The organism is Desulfobotulus alkaliphilus (genome assembly GCF_007830435.1).
Lineage (GTDB): Bacteria > Desulfobacterota > Desulfobacteria > Desulfobacterales > ASO4-4 > Desulfobotulus > Desulfobotulus alkaliphilus.
In genome coordinates this window covers 165988-183483 of record NZ_VLLC01000002.1, presented here as the reverse complement: position 1 = coordinate 183483, position 17496 = coordinate 165988, and the positions used below count along the sequence as shown (strand labels likewise).

At 51.3% G+C, this 17496-nt stretch carries 12 protein-coding genes; 1 reads left to right on the top strand and 11 read right to left on the bottom strand.

Translation table 11 applies throughout. From position 1 onward, the window contains the following. Window positions 1-255 precede the first annotated feature (255 nt). Window positions 256-1812, top strand: a complete 1557-nt coding sequence (gene nifA, locus LZ24_RS02410; protein ID WP_144681960.1) for a nif-specific transcriptional activator NifA — start codon at window positions 256-258, stop codon at window positions 1810-1812. 63 nt (window positions 1813-1875) lie between these two features. On the opposite strand, the gene glnA is transcribed toward nifA, so the two are convergent. From glnA to LZ24_RS02360, 11 genes are all read right to left on the bottom strand, one after another. Continuing rightward, the gene (glnA, locus tag LZ24_RS02405; RefSeq protein WP_144681958.1) at window positions 1876-3288 is read right to left on the bottom strand and encodes a type I glutamate--ammonia ligase; all 1413 of its coding nucleotides are present in this window, start codon (window positions 3286-3288) and stop codon (window positions 1876-1878) included. Window positions 3289-3386: 98 nt separating this feature from the next. Beyond that, window positions 3387-3725 (bottom strand): P-II family nitrogen regulator, encoded by a 339-nt coding sequence (locus tag LZ24_RS02400; protein ID WP_144681956.1) that lies wholly within the window; start codon window positions 3723-3725, stop codon window positions 3387-3389. A gap of 86 nt (window positions 3726-3811) precedes the next feature. Beyond that, window positions 3812-5026, bottom strand: coding sequence for an ammonium transporter (locus LZ24_RS02395; RefSeq protein ID WP_144681954.1), 1215 nt, complete (start codon window positions 5024-5026; stop codon window positions 3812-3814). A gap of 139 nt (window positions 5027-5165) precedes the next feature. Next, window positions 5166-7793 carry a [protein-PII] uridylyltransferase gene (glnD, locus tag LZ24_RS02390; RefSeq protein ID WP_144681952.1) on the bottom strand — a complete coding sequence of 876 codons (2628 nt, stop codon included), beginning with the start codon at window positions 7791-7793 and terminating at the stop codon, window positions 5166-5168. 116 nt (window positions 7794-7909) lie between these two features. After that, entirely contained in the window at window positions 7910-8113 is a 204-nt protein-coding gene (locus tag LZ24_RS17495; RefSeq protein ID WP_222427500.1) for a hypothetical protein, read from the bottom strand. A gap of 436 nt (window positions 8114-8549) precedes the next feature. Next, window positions 8550-9881, bottom strand: a complete 1332-nt coding sequence (gene gdhA, locus LZ24_RS02385; protein ID WP_456236624.1) for an NADP-specific glutamate dehydrogenase — start codon at window positions 9879-9881, stop codon at window positions 8550-8552. Window positions 9882-10245: 364 nt separating this feature from the next. Then, window positions 10246-11430 carry a thiolase family protein gene (locus tag LZ24_RS02380; RefSeq protein WP_144681948.1) on the bottom strand — a complete coding sequence of 395 codons (1185 nt, stop codon included), beginning with the start codon at window positions 11428-11430 and terminating at the stop codon, window positions 10246-10248. A 125-nt stretch (window positions 11431-11555) separates the two neighbouring features. After that, window positions 11556-13967, bottom strand: a complete 2412-nt coding sequence (locus LZ24_RS02375; protein WP_144681946.1) for a 3-hydroxyacyl-CoA dehydrogenase/enoyl-CoA hydratase family protein — start codon at window positions 13965-13967, stop codon at window positions 11556-11558. 327 nt (window positions 13968-14294) lie between these two features. Then, window positions 14295-14714, bottom strand: coding sequence for a hypothetical protein (locus LZ24_RS02370; RefSeq protein ID WP_144681944.1), 420 nt, complete (start codon window positions 14712-14714; stop codon window positions 14295-14297). Between the two features lie 180 nt (window positions 14715-14894). Continuing rightward, the gene (locus LZ24_RS02365; protein ID WP_144681942.1) at window positions 14895-15422 is read right to left on the bottom strand and encodes a single-stranded DNA-binding protein; all 528 of its coding nucleotides are present in this window, start codon (window positions 15420-15422) and stop codon (window positions 14895-14897) included. Window positions 15423-15652: 230 nt separating this feature from the next. After that, on the bottom strand, window positions 15653-17476 hold the full coding sequence (locus LZ24_RS02360) for a Na/Pi cotransporter family protein (RefSeq protein WP_144681940.1): 1824 nt from the start codon (window positions 17474-17476) through the stop codon (window positions 15653-15655). Window positions 17477-17496 lie beyond the last annotated feature (20 nt).

Sequence of the window (17496 nt, the reverse complement as noted above, 5' to 3'; positions counted from 1 at the left end):
CGGAGCCTTGCAACAGTACGAAGCTGCTGCAATTACAGCATTGGCAGTTCGAAATAAATTGTGCTGAATAATTACATAAAAGTTATCTTAAATGGTGCTTTAAAAAGAATCAAGCTCCCAGATTCTGCACAAAAGACATGGGGACAAAACCAAAATGCCTTTTTTTACCCACTGAAATACAAATATGTTGCCTTTAACCCCTTACTTGTCTAAATAAAGCAGGCTTGAAAATCATGATTATCCGAGGAGTTTCCCATGCAGAAAAAAACACGCCATGACAGCCCTGCCATCATCACGGACAGCATTGCGGATGTCACCCTGCTTTACGAGATATCCAAGGCCCTTGGCGAGCATATGGATTTAAAAAAGTCCCTTTACACGGTTATGGATATCCTTGCCAACCATGGCAATATGCAAAGGGGGACCATTACCCTGCTCAATCCTGTCACCGGAGAAATCCGCATTGAGGTGGCCCATGGCATGAGCAAGGGGGCCATGGCCAAAGGGATTTACAAACTGGGCGAAGGGGTAACCGGCTCTGTCATCAAAGACGGTAAACCCATTGCCATTGAACGCATATCCCAGGAAGCCTCCTTCCTGAACCGTACCTCCGTCCGGAAAAGCGATGAAGATTACTCCTTCATCTGCGTGCCCATCAAAGAGGGCGACCATGTCATGGGAGCCTTGAGTACAGACCAGCCCTATCAAAAAGACTATAATCTGCAGCGGGGTATGCAGCTTCTCTCCGTCATCGCCACCATGCTGGCCCGTCATGTGGGTAACCTTGAGCGCATACAGATGGAAAAGGAAAGGCTGAAGGCAGAAAACCGCAGGCTGCAGGAAGAGCTGGAAAAAAAATACCGTTTCACCAATATTGTGGGCAACTCCAACAAGATGCGGGAAGTCTATCAGATGATCTCCCAGGTTTCCCGCAGCACGGCAACGGTTCTGATCCGGGGAGAGTCCGGTACAGGAAAGGAACTTGTGGCCAACTCCATCCATTATAATTCCAACAGGGCCAACCAGCCCTTTGTCAAGGTAAACTGTGCCGCCCTGCCGGAAAATCTCATTGAAAGCGAACTTTTCGGTCACGAGAAGGGGGCTTTCACCGGAGCCATCAGCCAGAAAAAAGGCAAATTTGAACTGGCCCACAAGGGAACCATCTTCCTTGATGAAATGGGTTCCGTATCCCCGGATGTGCAGGTCCGTCTGCTGCGGGTGCTGCAGGAAAGGGAGTTTGAGCGGGTGGGAGGGCACAAAACCATCAAGGTGGATGTACGGGTGGTGGCTGCCACCAACAGAAACCTTGAAAAAGCCGTTGAAGAGGAAAACTTCCGCGGGGATCTCTACTACCGCCTCAATGTTTTTCCCATTTACATGCCGCCCCTGCGGGAACGGAAAACAGACATCCTTTTGCTGGCGGACTTTTTCCTTGAAAAATACGCGCGGGAAAATGAAAAGGACATCAAGCGTTTTTCCACCCCTGCCATTGACATGATGATGGGGTATCACTGGCCGGGAAACGTGCGGGAGCTTGAAAACTGCATAGAGAGGGCGGTTCTGCTCTGCGAGGAAGGGGTCATTCACACGTACCATCTGCCCCCCACCCTGCAGACGGGGGTGGAAACGGGCAGCCTTCCGGCCCACTCCCTGGAAGAGGCCGTTGCCAAGCTGGAAAAGGACATGCTGGTGGATGCCCTGAAAAACACCCGGGGCAATGTCAGTCAGGCGGCCAGCCTGCTACAGACCACGGTGCGCAAGTTTTCCTACAAGGCCAAGGCCTATGACATTGATTACAGGGAATACAGATAAAAAAACAGGGAACCCAAAAAACCGGGCTCCCTGCCTCTGCCCCCATGTATCTACAGCAAACGCTTAGATATCATAGTAAAGCTGAAACTCATGGGGATGGGGCCTGCGCCGCACCTCAGTCACCTCTTTTTCCATCTTGTACTCTATCCATTTGCTTATAACATCCTCTGTAAAGACATCGCCTTTCAGGAGGAAGGCATGATCTTCCTTCAGGGCGTTGAGGGCTTCTTCCAGACTGCCCGGCGCACTGGGAATGTTTGCCAGCTCTTCGGGCGGCAGGTCATAGATGTTTTTATCCATGGGGTCACCCGGCTCCATCTTGTTCTGAATCCCGTCGATCATGGCCATCATGATGGCGGAAAAGGCCAGATATCCGTTACTGGAAGGATCCGGGGTGCGGAACTCAATGCGCTTGGCCTTGGGAGAGTCCACGCCAATGGGAATACGGATGGCTGCAGAACGGTTACGGCCGGAGTAAGCAATATTGATGGGAGCCTCAAAACCCGGCACCAGACGCTTATAAGAGTTGGTGGTGGGGTTGGTGAAGGCGCAGAGGGCACGGGCATGCCTCATGATACCGCCAATGGCCCAGAGGGCTTCCTGGGAAAGACCGGCATAGAGATTACCCGCAAAAAGAGGCTTGCCATCCTTCCAGAAGGATGCGTGAATGTGCATGCCGGAACCGTTATCTCCAAAAAGGGGCTTGGGCATGAAGGTCACGGTGTGCCCGTTTCTGTAGGCCACATTTTTCAGCACATACTTAAACCATACCAGCTGATCCCCCATTTCCAGAAGGGGCTTGAAGCGCATGTCAATTTCCGCCTGACCGGCCGTGGCCACCTCATGGTGCTGACACTCCATGGCAATGCCCAGATCTTCCAGGGTCAGCATCATTTCAGAACGCAGATCCTGAAACTTGTCCATGGGCGGCAGGGGGAAATATCCTTCCTTGGGGCGGGGCTTGTATCCGAGGTTCGGACCTTCATCCTTTCCTGTGTTCCAGTTGGCTTCCTTTGAATCAATGCGATAGAAGGAAGAATGCTGGGAAGATTCATAGCGGATATCATCGAAGATGAAAAACTCAGGCTCAGGCCCGATAAAGCAGGTATCTCCGATGCCCGTGGATTTCAGATAGGCTTCCGCCTTGGCAGCAATGTGCCTTGGGTCTCTGCTGTAGGGCTCTTTGGTAATGGGGTCGGCAATGTTACCGATGAGCACCAGAGTGGGATGTTTGAAAAAGGGGTCCATCTTTGCGGTTTTTGCATCGGGAATCACCAGCATATCCGAGGAATCAATGGCCTGCCAGCCACGGATGGAGGAGCCGTCAAAACCAAAGCCGTTTTCAAAGCTGGATTCATCAAGCTCTCCTATGGGGAAGGAACAGTGCTGCCAGGTTCCCGGAAAATCCATAAACCGGATATCAACCACTTTTGCATTGTTTTCCTTGGCAAAGGCCAGAACGTCTTTCGGGGTCATCTTCATTCTCCTTTTGAGCCCGTATCAAGGCTCATTTACATGGGGGTCGGATAAGGCCATTTTTTTTATCAGGTCTGCACCGGAATCATCCGGCATTTTCAGATGGCGTCCGCTCCGGTTTCTCCGGTACGGACCCTCACAACACTTTCCACAGGGGTTACAAAAATCTTACCATCCCCGATTTTATCCGTCACAGCGGCCTTGCGGATCACTTCCACGGCTTCCTCAATCCGGTCTGCGGGCAGCACAATCTCAATTTTCACCTTGGGGATAAAATCCACCACATACTCGGCCCCACGGTAAATCTCCTTGTGTCCCTTCTGGCGACCATACCCTTTAACCTCTGATATGGTCATCCCCTGCACCCCGATCTCATTCAGGGCTTCCTTCACATCATCCAGCTTAAAGGGTTTAATCACTGCCTCAATCTTCTTCATGGGCGGACTCCTTTTTCCAAATTTTTATAAAAATACGTTTCTCCGGCTGCTCCCTTCCCAAAAAACGGGACAGGGAGCCATAAGGATCAGAGGGTATATCCGACCTCGCTGTGCTGGGAGAGATCCAAGCCCTGGATTTCCTCTTCCTCGCTGACACGCAGGCCTACAAAACGGTCAATCAGCTTCAGGATAATCAAGGAACCTATCAGAGAAAACGCAATCACTGCAAGGGCATCAATGAGCTGTATACCCAGCTGCCCCGGGTTTCCGTAAAAAAGCCCGTTGGCTCCGTCTGGATTGATGGCAAGGGAGGCAAAAAGGCCCGTTGCCAGCGCACCCCATAAACCACCCACACCATGGATGGCCACCACGTCAAGGGCATCGTCATAGCCGAACCGGGCCTTCAGCCGGATGGCCATGCAGCAGATGACACCGGCCACAAGACCGATGGCAATGGCAGCCATGGGGCTTACAAAACCAGCGGCAGGGGTAATGGCCACAAGACCTGCCACAGCACCGGAGGCTGCGCCTAAGGCCGTGGGCTTGCCATGGCTTTTCCATTCATAGAGCAGCCAGGAAAAGGCGGCGGCACCGGCAGCAATCTGTGTGGTCATAAAGGCATTCACGGCAATGCCGTCTGCGGCAAGGGCACTGCCCGCATTGAAACCAAACCATCCCAGCCAGAGAATACCGGCACCCATCACCGTCATGGAAATATTATGGGGCGGCATGGCTTCCTTTCCCCAACCCTTACGGGGACCGATAATTATGGCTGCTGCCAGGGCGGCTACGGCGGAATTGATATGAATCACCGTCCCCCCTGCGAAATCAAGGGTTCCGTGCATTTCAATCCAGCCACCACCCCATACCCAGTGACAGACGGGCAGATAAATAAAGGTGGTCCAGAAAAAGGTAAAGAGCAGAAAGGCAGAAAACTTAATACGCTCAGCAAAGGCACCCGTAATCAGGGCCGCTGTGATCACAGCAAACATCAGCTGAAATGCCACAAAGAGAAGATGGGGGATGGTGTCGGAATAGGGTCCCGGCTCCGTTCCCACGCCGTTCAGAAAAAGGTATTCAAAATTACCGATAAGGCCACCCACGTCCGTTCCAAAGGCCAGGGTGTAACCATAGGTCACCCATATGAGGGAAACCATGCCAAGACAGATGAAACTCTGCAGAATGGTCGATAAAACATTTCGTGAGCGTACCAGCCCCCCATAAAACAGGGCCAGTCCGGGGGTCATGAACATTACAAGGGCGGCTGCCACAAGCATGAAAGCGGTATCTCCGGTATCCATTGCGTCATCTCCTTCCAGGGTTTTAACAGAGCTTTATGGGCTTTCTGAGGTTTTTGACCGGCCGGATAAAAAACCCGAAAAATGCCCTTCCTTTCCTGCTCTGCCTTCTGTCATACATAGCGGATTCCGGAGAGGTCACTCAGGCCTCGGGCAGAACGTTGCGCACCGTCTGCCGGATCAGGGCTTCCTGCTCCGGGGAATCCATCTTTTCACCATCAAAATCCCGCACGTAAAACACATCCACCACCTGATCCACCTTGGTGGCGATTTTGGCACTCTTCACATCCAGCCGGCACCGGAAAAGGGCACTGGTCAGACGGAAAAGCAGTCCGGGAAAATCATAGGTATGAACCTCTACGATGGTGTAGAAGCTTGAACTTTCATTATCAATTCGGATATGGGGCGGCTCCAGAACCATGCCCTTCCGGGAAGGGGTAAAGGGAGCTTTTGCAATGATGGTGCCCATCTCAATTTTTCCGCTGAGAAGATCTTCAAGATCCCTGCGGGTTTTTTCCCAGACCTCTTCTTCAAAAATCTGGTCCGGGGGCGGCTTGAGAATGAAAAGATTGGCCGCAGCCCCGTCCTTCCAGCCGTAAATACGGGCATCGAGAATCTCAATCCGGTTCAGGGTAAAGGCACCGGCGGCTCTGGAAAAAAAGCCGGGCTTATCATCAGCATGGATGAGCACCCTGCGCAGATCCGCCTGCGGACAACGCTCCACGTGCCAGGCAAAGGGGGCTTCCTTTCGCTGCAGGGCGAGGCGCATATGGGTGCGGATATCTCCAGCGGAAAGTTCCAGCAGGTAGGCAGGCGGCATGCCTGCGATGAGGGTTTCCATTGCTTCCCTCTCCCCTTCATGGACTTCTTCAAGAATCCGCCCCTGCTTTTCCTCGATACGTTCAATGGCCTCTTTTTCAGCAAGCGTTCCCTTTTCAAGCATCTTCAGAACCCTGAGATAGAGACTGGTGAGCAGGGTGGCTGTCCACTCACTCCAGGCCTTGGGGCCGGTGGAAACCGAATCCGCAACGGTCAGCAGAAAAAGCATGCGCAGGCGCTCAGGATCCCGGATTTTCATGGCACAGGCGGTAATGGTCTCTTCGTCATTGACATCCCTGCGGGTGGCCGCCTTGATAAGAAAAAGATGCTCCTGCACCAGAAAGACAACCGTATCCGCATAATCCGAACGCATAGCAAAACGGTTCATAATGGTCCGGGTCAGGGCTGCCCCTTCACTGCTGTGATCATTTGTGGCAACCCCTTTGCCAATATCATGGAGCAATGCTCCCCAGAAAAGCAGGCGCCTGTTTTTTATTTCATCAAAGGTCTCATGGTAAAGCACATCCTGACCATGGGTATTTTTAACCGGAGCATGGGAAAAGCCTGCCACGGCCTGCACCGTTCTCAGGGAATGTTTGGCCACAGGGTATAAATGATATTTATTGTACTGAATACGGCAGATGATGGCATCAAACTCTGGAATCAGTCGGGTAAGAAGACCTGTGGCCTGCATTTCGTTGAGGGGGTGGTAGGCAAAGGGAGGTGTGGCAAGAATTTTTTCAAACATTTTAACCACATCCCTGCGGCTGCGGAAGGTATCATCCACCAGATACCCCATCTCCCGGACAATGCGCTTGGCCTCTGCGGAAAGGGGCAGTTTTTTGGAGCCGCTTTCCTGAAAAACCGCCAGAAGAAGCTCCGGTTTTTTCAGAACACTTTTGATGTCATCAAAAGCCAGCATTCCCTTATGAATCACAAGCCCTGCAACCTTTGTTGTCTTCCTGTACCTTCGCCTCAGGCCCAGTTTCTGTTCATGACCGGCCTCATCCAGAAGCATGAGCAGGTGCTGCTTGATGAAATCCATTTCCAGATGCAGGGCGCCCAGAAAATGCTCCACTGCGGTCATGCCATCACCCGGAAGAAAACCAAGGGTTTCAGCCAGCTGCATCTGGTGTTCAAAATAAAGCTGATCACATTTTCTGCCCGTCAGATGATGCAGAGAATTGCGGACCTGCCAGATAAAGGCCAGTGCTTTTTTCAGATTATGGAATTCTTCATATGAAAGGTATCCGTTATATTCCAGATCTCTGGCCTCCTTCAGGCCAAAACGGACACGACCCAGCCAGAGCATGGTATGGTAATCCCTCAAGCCACCCTGCCCCAGTTTCAGATTGGGCTCCAGAAGATGGGTGGAATCCCCGAACTGCTCATGCCGCTTCCGGTTTCCTTCAACCAGCCAGCCCATGATTTTTTTGGGGTGGGATTGCACAAAACGGGCCCTGAGTTTTTCCATCAACGTCATGAAAAGGGGGGACATACCACATACAAAGCGGGCATCCAGTACGGCAGTCAGCACTTCCAGATCCCGGCTGGCAAGATGGAGGCACTCGGAAATGGAACGGGTGGCATGGCCCACTTCCAGACCAATGTCCCAGAGGGGATAAATCACTTCCTGAATAAGGGCTTCTGCGGATGGGGGAACTTCCTTTTCAAAGAGAAAAAGAATATCCACATCGGAATGGACACACTGTTCCATTCGGCCATACCCCCCCAAAGCAATGATGGCATAGGGGTTCCTTGCTATATCCATGAGAGGTCCCACAGCACTGAGGGTAAAACTCTCTCGGAAATAGGTATCAATGAGGGCGGCATGACGGACAAGAAAATCTTCAGCCCTGCCATCCAGATATTCCTGAATCAGCTGGCTGCGCTTCTCCTTCAGAACCTGTATTGCTGAAGATTTTTTTTGAGTATGAACTTTTGTCATCATTGCGTCGCCTTTCTGTCAGACTATAATAGCAAACTACATGCCACAAAAAAAATTAACCAGATAAAACATTGTTATAAAAAGAAATAACCCCACAAAAGATCGGCGAGCATTTCTTTTTATTCTTCCAAAATTGTCATAAACACCGCCTGAAACAACAACATTTTTGTATTTTTTAAAGATAAGGCAAATAAAAAACTATCGCTGCCAATCTGACCTTGCATGTATTCCGGTTTATGGCAAGCTTTCTGTCCCACATAAAGGGCCACGAAAAAAACAGCCAGCGTCTCTGTGCGTCTGCCAGACGGAAGGATCGAGGTCATAAAAAAAGGTAACTTCTGTTCAGCACAGTTTTCCAAGTACCATAGCTGCAAGACATATGCACAGGCCCCAGGCTATTTGCCCGTGACGCAATCTTATTCGGGAGCTTCTTGCCCTGTGCGGAAGCGGCAAAAACTCCCCGCCACAGGCAGGATAAGCTTTTTGATTACCATGGCAGGCCTTGGTACGCTGCCTTTGTGGCGGCTCAGACAGTTTGCCGCTTCTTTCGCACAGGCCTGCAAAGCTCTGATCCGAAACGATTGCAATGTCACTTGCAAATAGCCACAGTGCCTTGCAACAGTACGAAGCTGCTGAATAATTACAAAAAAAGATCCACACCCGGCCTTGCAGGCGGATGTGGATCTTTTTTTTAAACGAAGAATCTCAAAAGCCCATGGCTTGAAAACCATGGAAGAGAGGTCCTGACTGTCTGGCTTACTACACAACACCCTGAAGAATCATGGCTCTGGCCACCTTGAGGAAACCGGCAATATTGGCACCCTTTACATAGTTACCCTCATCCCCGAATTCCTTTGCTGCCTCAAAGGCATTGTCATGGATGCTCTTCATAATTCCCTTAAGCTTGCCATCCACTTCTTCCCGGCTCCAAGAAAGGCGCATGGAGTTCTGGGTCATTTCCAGACCGGAAGTGGCAACACCACCTGCATTGGCAGCCTTGCCCGGTCCATAAAGCACCTTGTTCTTCTGGAAAACCTCAATGGCTTCCGGTGTGCAGGGCATGTTGGCACCTTCTGCCACCAACATACAGCCATTTTTAACCAGCTCCTGCGCCTCTTCTCCGGAAACCTCATTCTGGGTAGCAGAGGGGAAGGCACAGTCCACGGGCACACCCCAGGGCCGTTTGCCCTCGGTAAAGGTGGCCTTGGGATACTTGTTCACATACTCACTGATTCTGCCGCGCTTCACATTTTTAAGATCCATGACAAAGGCAAGCTTTTCCTCATCAATGCCTGAAGGATCATAAATGAAGCCGCTGGAGTCAGAGAAGGTAACGGGTGTCGCCCCAAGCTCCAGAAGCTTCTGGGCCGTATACTGGGCCACGTTACCGGAACCGGAAATGGCGCAGGACTTGCCCTTGAAGCCCTTACCCTGCTGGGTAAGCATATTCTCTGCAAAATAAACACAGCCATAGCCCGTGGCTTCGGGCCGGATAAGGGAACCGCCAAAGTCAATGCCCTTGCCCGTAAGAACACCGGTAAAGTGGTTGGCCATGCGCTTGTACTGGCCAAACATATACCCGACCTCACGGCCACCCACACCAATATCTCCTGCAGGTACATCCGTGTCCGGACCGATATGGCGGAAAAGCTCTGTCATGAAGCTCTGGCAGAAACGCATGATCTCGCCTTCGCTTTTTCCATGGGGATGGAAATCGGAGCCGCCCTTGCCACCACCAAGGGGAAGGGTGGTCAGGCTGTTTTTAAATACCTGCTCAAAACCAAGAAATTTCAAAATTGAAAGATTTACCGAAGAATGGAAGCGTATCCCGCCCTTGTACGGACCGATGGCACTGTTAAACTGTACACGGAAACCCCGGTTCACATGGATCTTTCCTGCATCATCCACCCAGGGCACCCGGAAAAGAATGACCCGTTCCGGTTCAACCATGCGCTCCAGAATGGAATAGTCCTGAATCTCCGGCATCTGAGAGACAACAGGCTCAAGGCTTTCCAGTACTTCCTGCACGGCCTGAAGAAATTCGGGTTCATGGCTGCTGCGGCCTTTGACCTGATTCATTACATCCTGAATATATGCGTTTCCCATCCAACTCTCCTTTTTCTGGCAGGTACAATCCCGGTAAAAACCATGGGAATTTTCCCGCATTCTTATGGTAAACAGCCCTGATTAACAGATGCGGAATCTAACATTTTTGAATTTTTTTGTACAGTTTCCCACGCTGTTTTTTTATATTTATTCAGCAAACCTGACCTTTCACCACATTTTATTCTGAAATTACAGCAATGTACTGCCCCTCGCCTGATAGGTTCAGCCTTTACCAAACGAAGAGGATATTGAATCTTTCAGAAAATAAAAAAGGGACACCCCCCGAAAAGAGGAGCATCCCTTAAAAAAACAAAGTGTCCGGGGCGGCATAAGCCGCCCCTTTTACTTTTTAAACCATTTCGAAGATACCAGCAGCACCCATACCGCCACCGATACACATGGAAACGATACCATACTTACCACCGGTACGCTGCAGGTGGGAAATCATGGTAGCGGTCAGCTTGGCACCGGTGCATCCCAGGGGATGACCCAGAGCGATGGCACCACCGCCCACATTCACCTTGTCCATCATGGGGGTTCCCCACATACCGAGGTGCTTGCAGCAGTAGATAGCCTGAGAGGCAAAGGCTTCGTTGATTTCAAAGATATCAATATCTTCAAGCTTCAGACCAACCTGAGCAAGGGCCTTGGGAATGGCATAGATGGGACCAATGCCCATTTCTTCGGACTTGCAGCCAGCTACGGCATAGGCGATCATCTTGGCGATGGGCTTCAGGCCAAGGCGGTCACAGGCCTCCTTGGATGCGATCAGGGTAGCGGCCGCACCGTCGGTGGTCTGGGAGGAGTTGGCAGCAGTTACAAGACCGCCAGCCTTGAAGGGGGAACCCAGACGACCAATGCCTTCAGCGGTGGTGCCTTCACGAACACCATCATCTTCGGTGATCATCTTGGTTTCGATGGCGTAGGTACCATCAGCCTGGGGTACATAGTAGGTAGCAGGCGTGGGAACGATTTCCTTGAACCAGCCAGCCTTCTGGGCAGCAGCAGCCTTGGCATGGGTCTTGGCTGCAAACTCGTCCATTTCCTGACGGGAAATATTGTACCATGCGGCTACGTTCTCAGCAGTTAAACCCATATTGATATAGGCTTCGGCATTGGTTTTGGCAAACTCAGGATGGGGACGGGGAGAGTAGCCACCCATGGGAACATAGGTCATGGACTCGATACCACCACCCATGGTCATTTCGGACCAGCCAGCACCTACGCGCAGGGAAGCAAGGGCAATGGCTTCCAGACCGGAAGAGCAGAAGCGGTTAACCGTGGCTCCTGAAACTTCGTTGGGGAAACCTGCCATACGGGCAGCAACGCGACCCACATTAAGACCCTGCTCTCCTTCGGGGAAGGAGCAGCCGATCATGCAGTCATCAATTTCCTTGGGGTCAACACCCACTCTTTCCACACAGGACTTCATTGCGTGGGAAAGCAGGTTCTCAGGACGGGTTTCACGGAAACCACCCCGACGGTTCTTGCAGCCAGGAGTCCTTACGGACGATACGATATATGCATCTCTCATTGTATTCCTCCTTCAAGAAGAAAACTTAACGAATATAATCACCGGTTATCAGTAAACAGCCCATATTCTGGCAACTGAACGAAAATCCCGGCCCGCCAGGGAGAAGGATCTCCGCTCAGCCTCTTTTAGTTACGCAGGGGCTTGCCGGTTTTCAACATGTGATCGATACGGGCAACGGTTTTTTCTTCCTTGCAGAAATCAACGAAGGCGTCACGCTCAAGCTTGAGAATGGTTTCTTCGGCAACTTCCGTACCTATCCTGACATTGCCACCGGAGATAACAAAGGCAATGCGCTTGGCAAGGAAAGCATCATGCTCGCTGAGGAAACCACCATTAAGCATATTGGAAATCTCAGCACTAACCATACCCTGACCTTCAACACCCACAACACGAAGCTTCTTCTGCTGGGGAGCCTTGTAACCGGAGGAAACCATGGAAAGAACTTCTTTTTTGGCTTCACCGATGAGAAGATCACGGTTCATGACAATGCGGTCTTTCCAGGGGTGCATATGACCGTTGGCTACGGCACCGTCAGCACTCATGGAAACCTTGGCCATGGCAATGGCCATGAAGGTGTTGATGAAGAATTTGGTCAGATCCACTTCCTTGGCAGTACCGCCGGGAAGGGAATCGATCATTTTCTTGTACAGGTTGAGGCAGCCACCACCGGCGGGAAGCAGACCAACACCGATTTCAACCAGACCCATGTAGAGGTCTGCATGGGCAACAATCTTGTCCGCACTGAGGCAGGTTTCACAACCACCACCCAGAGCCATACCGTAAGGAGCTGCAACCACGGGGAACTTGGAGTAGGTGGCACGCTGCAGACCTTCATGGGCCATGGCAAGGAAGCTTTCGATTTCGCTGTAAGCTTTGTCATGGGCCAGCTTGGAAACAAAGGAAAGGTCGGCACCAGCGGAGAATGCACCGGGCATACCACCGGCCTGATTACCGATAACAGCACCCACACCGTTGGCATCCACGTAATCCATGGAAGTACCCATGAATTCGATGATTTCCTTGTTCAGGGCATTCATCTTGGTGTGGAATTCAATACAGAATACGCCATCGCCAATATCAATCAGGCTGGCAGAAGGACAGGTTTTTACAACCTTGTTGTCTGCCTTGACAGCAGCCAGACTGATGGCAGCTTCATTGGCAGGTACTTCCTTGTAGCTGGCAGATGCAAAGTCATAGTAGAAGAGCTTGCCGGAATCCATTTTGTAGAAGGTCTCATTGCCCTTGGCGAGCATTTCTTCCACTTTGGCAGATACGGGCAGACCTTCGGCCTTCATGCGCTCTACGGATTTTTTAACACCAATGGCATCCCATGCTTCAAAGGGACCCACTTCCCAGCCATAGCCCCACTTCATGGCATTGTCGATTTCAACAAGGCTGTCGGCAATTTCGGGAATGCGGTTGGCACAGTAGGTGAGCTGGGAAGCGGTACAACTCCATACGAACTTGGCACCCTTGTCTTCGCCCCATACAACGGTGGCAATTTTTTCAGCAAGGGTTTCTTTGCCCTTGGCCGCTACAAGGCAGTCAAATTCGGGCTTGGCAATATCAATGTATTCACCGGTGGCAGGATCAATCTGCTGCTTGAAACGCTTGCCTTCGGGGGTTTTACCTTTTTTGTAGAAACCCTGCTTGGTTTTGTCACCAAGCTTGCCGGAAGCCACCATGTCTTTGACATACTGGGGAACGGCAACGGTTTCACGCATTTCATCTTCGGGGCAGAGGTTGTAGGAGTTGTCCGCAACATGCACCATGGTGTCCATACCAACAAGGTCAGCGGTACCGAAAATGGCACTTCTGGGACGACCCATGGCAGGTCCGAAGAGGGCATCGGCTTCAGCGATGGTAATACCATCCTGGGCAACCTTCTGCATAACAACACCGATACCCTGAATACCAATGCGGTTACCGATGAAGTTGGGGGTATCTTTGGCCCATACAATCCCTTTACCCAGGCTGACTTCGCCGTAATGGGCAATGAAGTCCAGAACTTCCTGGCTGGTTTCAGCACCGGGAATCAGCTCCAGAAGGTGCATGTAGCGTACGGGGTTGAAGAAGTGGGTGCCAAGGAAATTCTTTTTGAATTCAGCAGAGCGGCCTTCGGAAATTTTCGCAAGGGGAATACCGGAGGTATTGGAGGAAATGATGGCGCCGGGCTTCATTACCTTATCAATACGCTCAAAAAGATCCTGCTTGATTTTGAGGTTTTCCACAACAACCTCACAGATCCAGTCGCATTCACCCAGCTTGTCGAAATCGTCAGTCAGGTTGCAGGTCTGGATACGGGCGGCATCCTTTTTCGTGTAGAAAAGGGCTGGCTTGGCGCTGAGAGCACCTTTCATACCGGCTTCTACAATGCGGTTTCTGGCCGCAGGATCATTTTTTTCTTCGTCCTTCAGATCAAAGGGAACGATGTCGTACAGGTAAACATCGGCTCCTGCGGCGGCCAGCAGAGCGGCGATACCGCCACCCATGATACCGGAACCGATAACAGCCGCCTTTCTGATTTTTCTACTCATGATTACCTCCTGAATATGATAATTGACAAGCAAGCAAACCCAACCTAATTCGACTGCCTGAAATATGACCCACTGCATTATCAAAAACTTTGTTTGTATGTCAAGGGAATTTAGCCCCTGTTAAAACAAAGCCAGAGATAAAAAAATCTTAAAAAATTTCAGATTCTTTCACCCCTTAACAGACAAGAATGACCCACACCCCGGACAATAAGGATAAAATATAAAACCATATCAAACAGGCCCGATGATTCGTCATTCACGAAGCATACCTGACCCGAACAACCAAATTTTGCGGCAAAAAAAAGGCCCGGATACCCATCAAAGATATCAGGACCCTGCCTTTTTTACATCCCCGGAATGGATGTCTTCGGTCATGTCATCCAGAGCCGCATCCGCCTCTTCATAGTCATCAAAGATAAAGGCTTCATATCCGGCACGCTTTTCCGCCTCACCCATGGCCATGAACAGCCACACCTGAGGATCCACAACACGGATAATCTCACTGGCGCCCATTTTTTTCAGCTTCTGCTGAACCTCAGCGATCTCACGGATATTCGCCTGAATAGGGTTTTCTCCTTTGGGCAGAGAAAATTCCCTCAAATCCGATAATATGGTAAAGCCTTCTTCCAGTTTTGCTGCTTCCTTTAAAATTTCCCCGGTAAACTGAAAATACTGCTCAATGGTCATCTCCCCGTAACGGATATACAGACGCTTCCTTGATACATCCGCCATGACTGTATTCGGCATACTTCTCACCCCTGAACATCTGCCGGTCATCACCGGTCTTTTGATAAACTCCGAAACCTCCGAATATACGCCCCCCGCATAAAAAGAAGGTTACAAAAACTTTGTGTGCTTCTGTCATACCCTCTCTTGCAAAAAAATCAAGACAGAATTTAAAAAAAACCTTGTTTATTATACGAATACTTAAAATGGTATGTCATCATCGGGAGGTCCGGCAGAGAAGTTTCCCCCGTTCTCATAGGCATTCCCCGGCTGGGAAGGACTGGCATAGGCGGCGGCCGCCTGGGAAGGACCGCCATAGCCGCCCTGCCCCCCACCATAGCTCCCCGCCGATGATGAACCCGCATATTCTCCCCCCGGAGGCTGGCCCTGCCCGCTGCGGGCCGAATCCAGCATCCGCATCTCCGAGGCCACAATTTCCGTGATGTAGCGGGTCTGGCCATCCTTTTCATAACTTCGGGTCTGCAGCTTGCCTTCCACATACACCTTGGAACCCTTGCGGAGATACTGTCCGCAGATTTCCGCAAGCCGCCGGAAAGCAACAATTCGGTGCCACTCGGTTTTATCCCTTTTCTCACCGCTCTGCCTGTCGGTCCAGTTTTCCGTGGTGGCCATGTTAAAATTGCATACGGCCGTACCATCCTGAAAATAACGTATGGCTGGATCTGCCCCCAGGTTACCGATCAAAATAACCTTGTTCACTCCGCTCATGGAACCTCCTTCACCCATAAAGTTCTTTGTAGCTGTTCAAAATATTTTATTCTGATAATGACATCACTGTCACTGCGGCGCCTTGCTCCGGCACAGGCCAGACGGACGGCCTCTGCCGGATCCAAACGCTGAAGGCCTGTACTTAAAACGGACAAAGGATTGCTACGCAGCTCTTCATTAACACACCAGGGCTATGTAAATAAAGGGGGAAAAACCATGATGAAAAAGACTCAGACATCCCGCTCCGCCACTGCAGAAAGATAGGTTTTGGCGATATTGGAAGTATATACGATCACCTGGGTCATGAGATTCATGAGCTCCATATGCAGCTCATGGGTTTCCACGGACTCCACCCGCTGACACATGATACGGTTCAGGTGACGGATACGGTACTGAAGCTCCAGATCCAGATATTTTCTCTCCCCACGCATAATCTTCGTGGCTTTATCCAGATCCTTTTCCGAAAAAGCCTCCCTCAGAAGACGCAGCTGCTTGAGTACCTTGGTGTGATAAATTTCCAGCTCCTCCCTGCCTTCATCGGAAAAGCTTTTTAAGAGGGCCTGTTTTTTTTCCAGCAGAGGCACAACGTTTCGTTCCATCAGATCTCCAATACTTTCCAGATCCCGCGTGATGGAAATCATGGCATAGATTGTCTGGGTCTGGGTTCCGGTCACGGCCTCCCTTCCGATACGGAAAAGAAAATCCCCTGTCACCTTATCCAGATAATCCAGCTCCCTTTCCCGGAAAGCAAGGCCCTCCAAAAGACTCAGGCGGGGGTATTCACTGTCCTGCCTGGGCTTTTTCGCCACAAACAGAATACCCGCATCCCTGACCATCACCTCCAGCAGACCCGCCATCCTTGCAATCTCATGGCGGGCCATTTCCACAGCCACATCCGGAGAAACAATCTTTGCATTCTCCAGCGGACTTGTGAAGGCAGGCAGAAGTTCCTTTTCCTTTTTTTCCGGCACAGTCCACTCGATGAAACGGGCAAAAAAAGCGGTAAAGGGGAGAAAAATCAGGGCCAGCCCCACATTGAAAAAGGTATGGATATTGGCTACCTGCCGGGCCATGCCTCCCCCGGCAGCCTCCACCAGCAAACCGAAACCCGCCAGAAAAGGGAGGCAGACCAAAACACCTGCTATCTTGAATACCGCATGGGCTGCGGCCACACGCTTGGCCTCCCTGCCCCCGGCCAGCCCGGCAAGGATGGCCGTCACACAGGTTCCGATATTGGACCCAAGAATAATGGGCACGGCCGCATCCAGCCCCACCAGCCCCTGCTCTCCAAGGACAATGAGGATACCCACAATGGCCCCGCTGCTCTGGATCAGGGCGGTGACCACAATACCCGCAAGAATTCCCAGAACGGGATTGGAAAGGCTTTGCAGAAAGGCAATGGTTCCCGGATCGGAACGCAGGGGCACCATGGCGTCACTCATCAGTTTCATACCGTAAAACAGAACGCCAAACCCCAGAAGGATACGACCAAAATCCCTTGCCCGGTCCCCCCGTCCCAGCAGTTTCAGGAGAAAACCCAGCCCCACCATGATCAGGGCATAATCCGTTACCTTGAAGGCAATGAGCTGGGCAGTGACCGTGGAACCGATTCCTGAACCCAGAATCACCCCCAGGGTCTGGGGAAAACGCATCAGCTCCGACTGCACCAGCCCCACAAGCATCACGCTGGTGGCACTGGAAGACTGCACCATCATGGTGACAAAGGCCCCCACACCCAGCGCCCGGAAGGGGCTTCGGGTCAGACTGGCCAGCCCCTCCCGCATCCGGGAGCCTGCCACCCGCTTCATGCCCTCACTCATCAGCTCCATGCCGTAAAGAAAAAAGGCAATGCCCCCAAAAAGTCCCAGCAGCACAGGCCCCCAGTCAATGGCACTGCCGGACTCGGGATACCAGTCAAGGGCAAGGGCAGGAACAGCCAGAAGCAAAAACAAAACAGCCACGCCCGCAAGGCCGGAGAACAGACGCTTAGCGTGATTTTTTTTATTGAAAACAGACAAAAGAGACACAGAAGAAACCCTGTCAAAAAAAGTCATAGGAATCAGCCATCAAGAAC

Coding starts and splice junctions, on each gene's coding strand:
- LZ24_RS02370 (WP_144681944.1), bottom strand. CDS start 14,714: ATGCCGAATACAGTCATGGCGGATGTATCAAGGAAGCGTCTGTATATC.
- glnD (WP_144681952.1), bottom strand. CDS start 7,793: ATGATGACAAAAGTTCATACTCAAAAAAAATCTTCAGCAATACAGGTT.
- LZ24_RS02365 (WP_144681942.1), bottom strand. CDS start 15,422: ATGAGCGGAGTGAACAAGGTTATTTTGATCGGTAACCTGGGGGCAGAT.
- LZ24_RS02400 (WP_144681956.1), bottom strand. CDS start 3,725: ATGAAGAAGATTGAGGCAGTGATTAAACCCTTTAAGCTGGATGATGTG.
- LZ24_RS02375 (WP_144681946.1), bottom strand. CDS start 13,967: ATGAGTAGAAAAATCAGAAAGGCGGCTGTTATCGGTTCCGGTATCATG.
- nifA (WP_144681960.1), top strand. CDS start 256: ATGCAGAAAAAAACACGCCATGACAGCCCTGCCATCATCACGGACAGC.
- LZ24_RS02380 (WP_144681948.1), bottom strand. CDS start 11,430: ATGAGAGATGCATATATCGTATCGTCCGTAAGGACTCCTGGCTGCAAG.
- LZ24_RS02360 (WP_144681940.1), bottom strand. CDS start 17,476: ATGACTTTTTTTGACAGGGTTTCTTCTGTGTCTCTTTTGTCTGTTTTC.
- LZ24_RS02395 (WP_144681954.1), bottom strand. CDS start 5,026: ATGGATACCGGAGATACCGCTTTCATGCTTGTGGCAGCCGCCCTTGTA.
- LZ24_RS17495 (WP_222427500.1), bottom strand. CDS start 8,113: ATGACCTCGATCCTTCCGTCTGGCAGACGCACAGAGACGCTGGCTGTT.
- glnA (WP_144681958.1), bottom strand. CDS start 3,288: ATGACCCCGAAAGACGTTCTGGCCTTTGCCAAGGAAAACAATGCAAAA.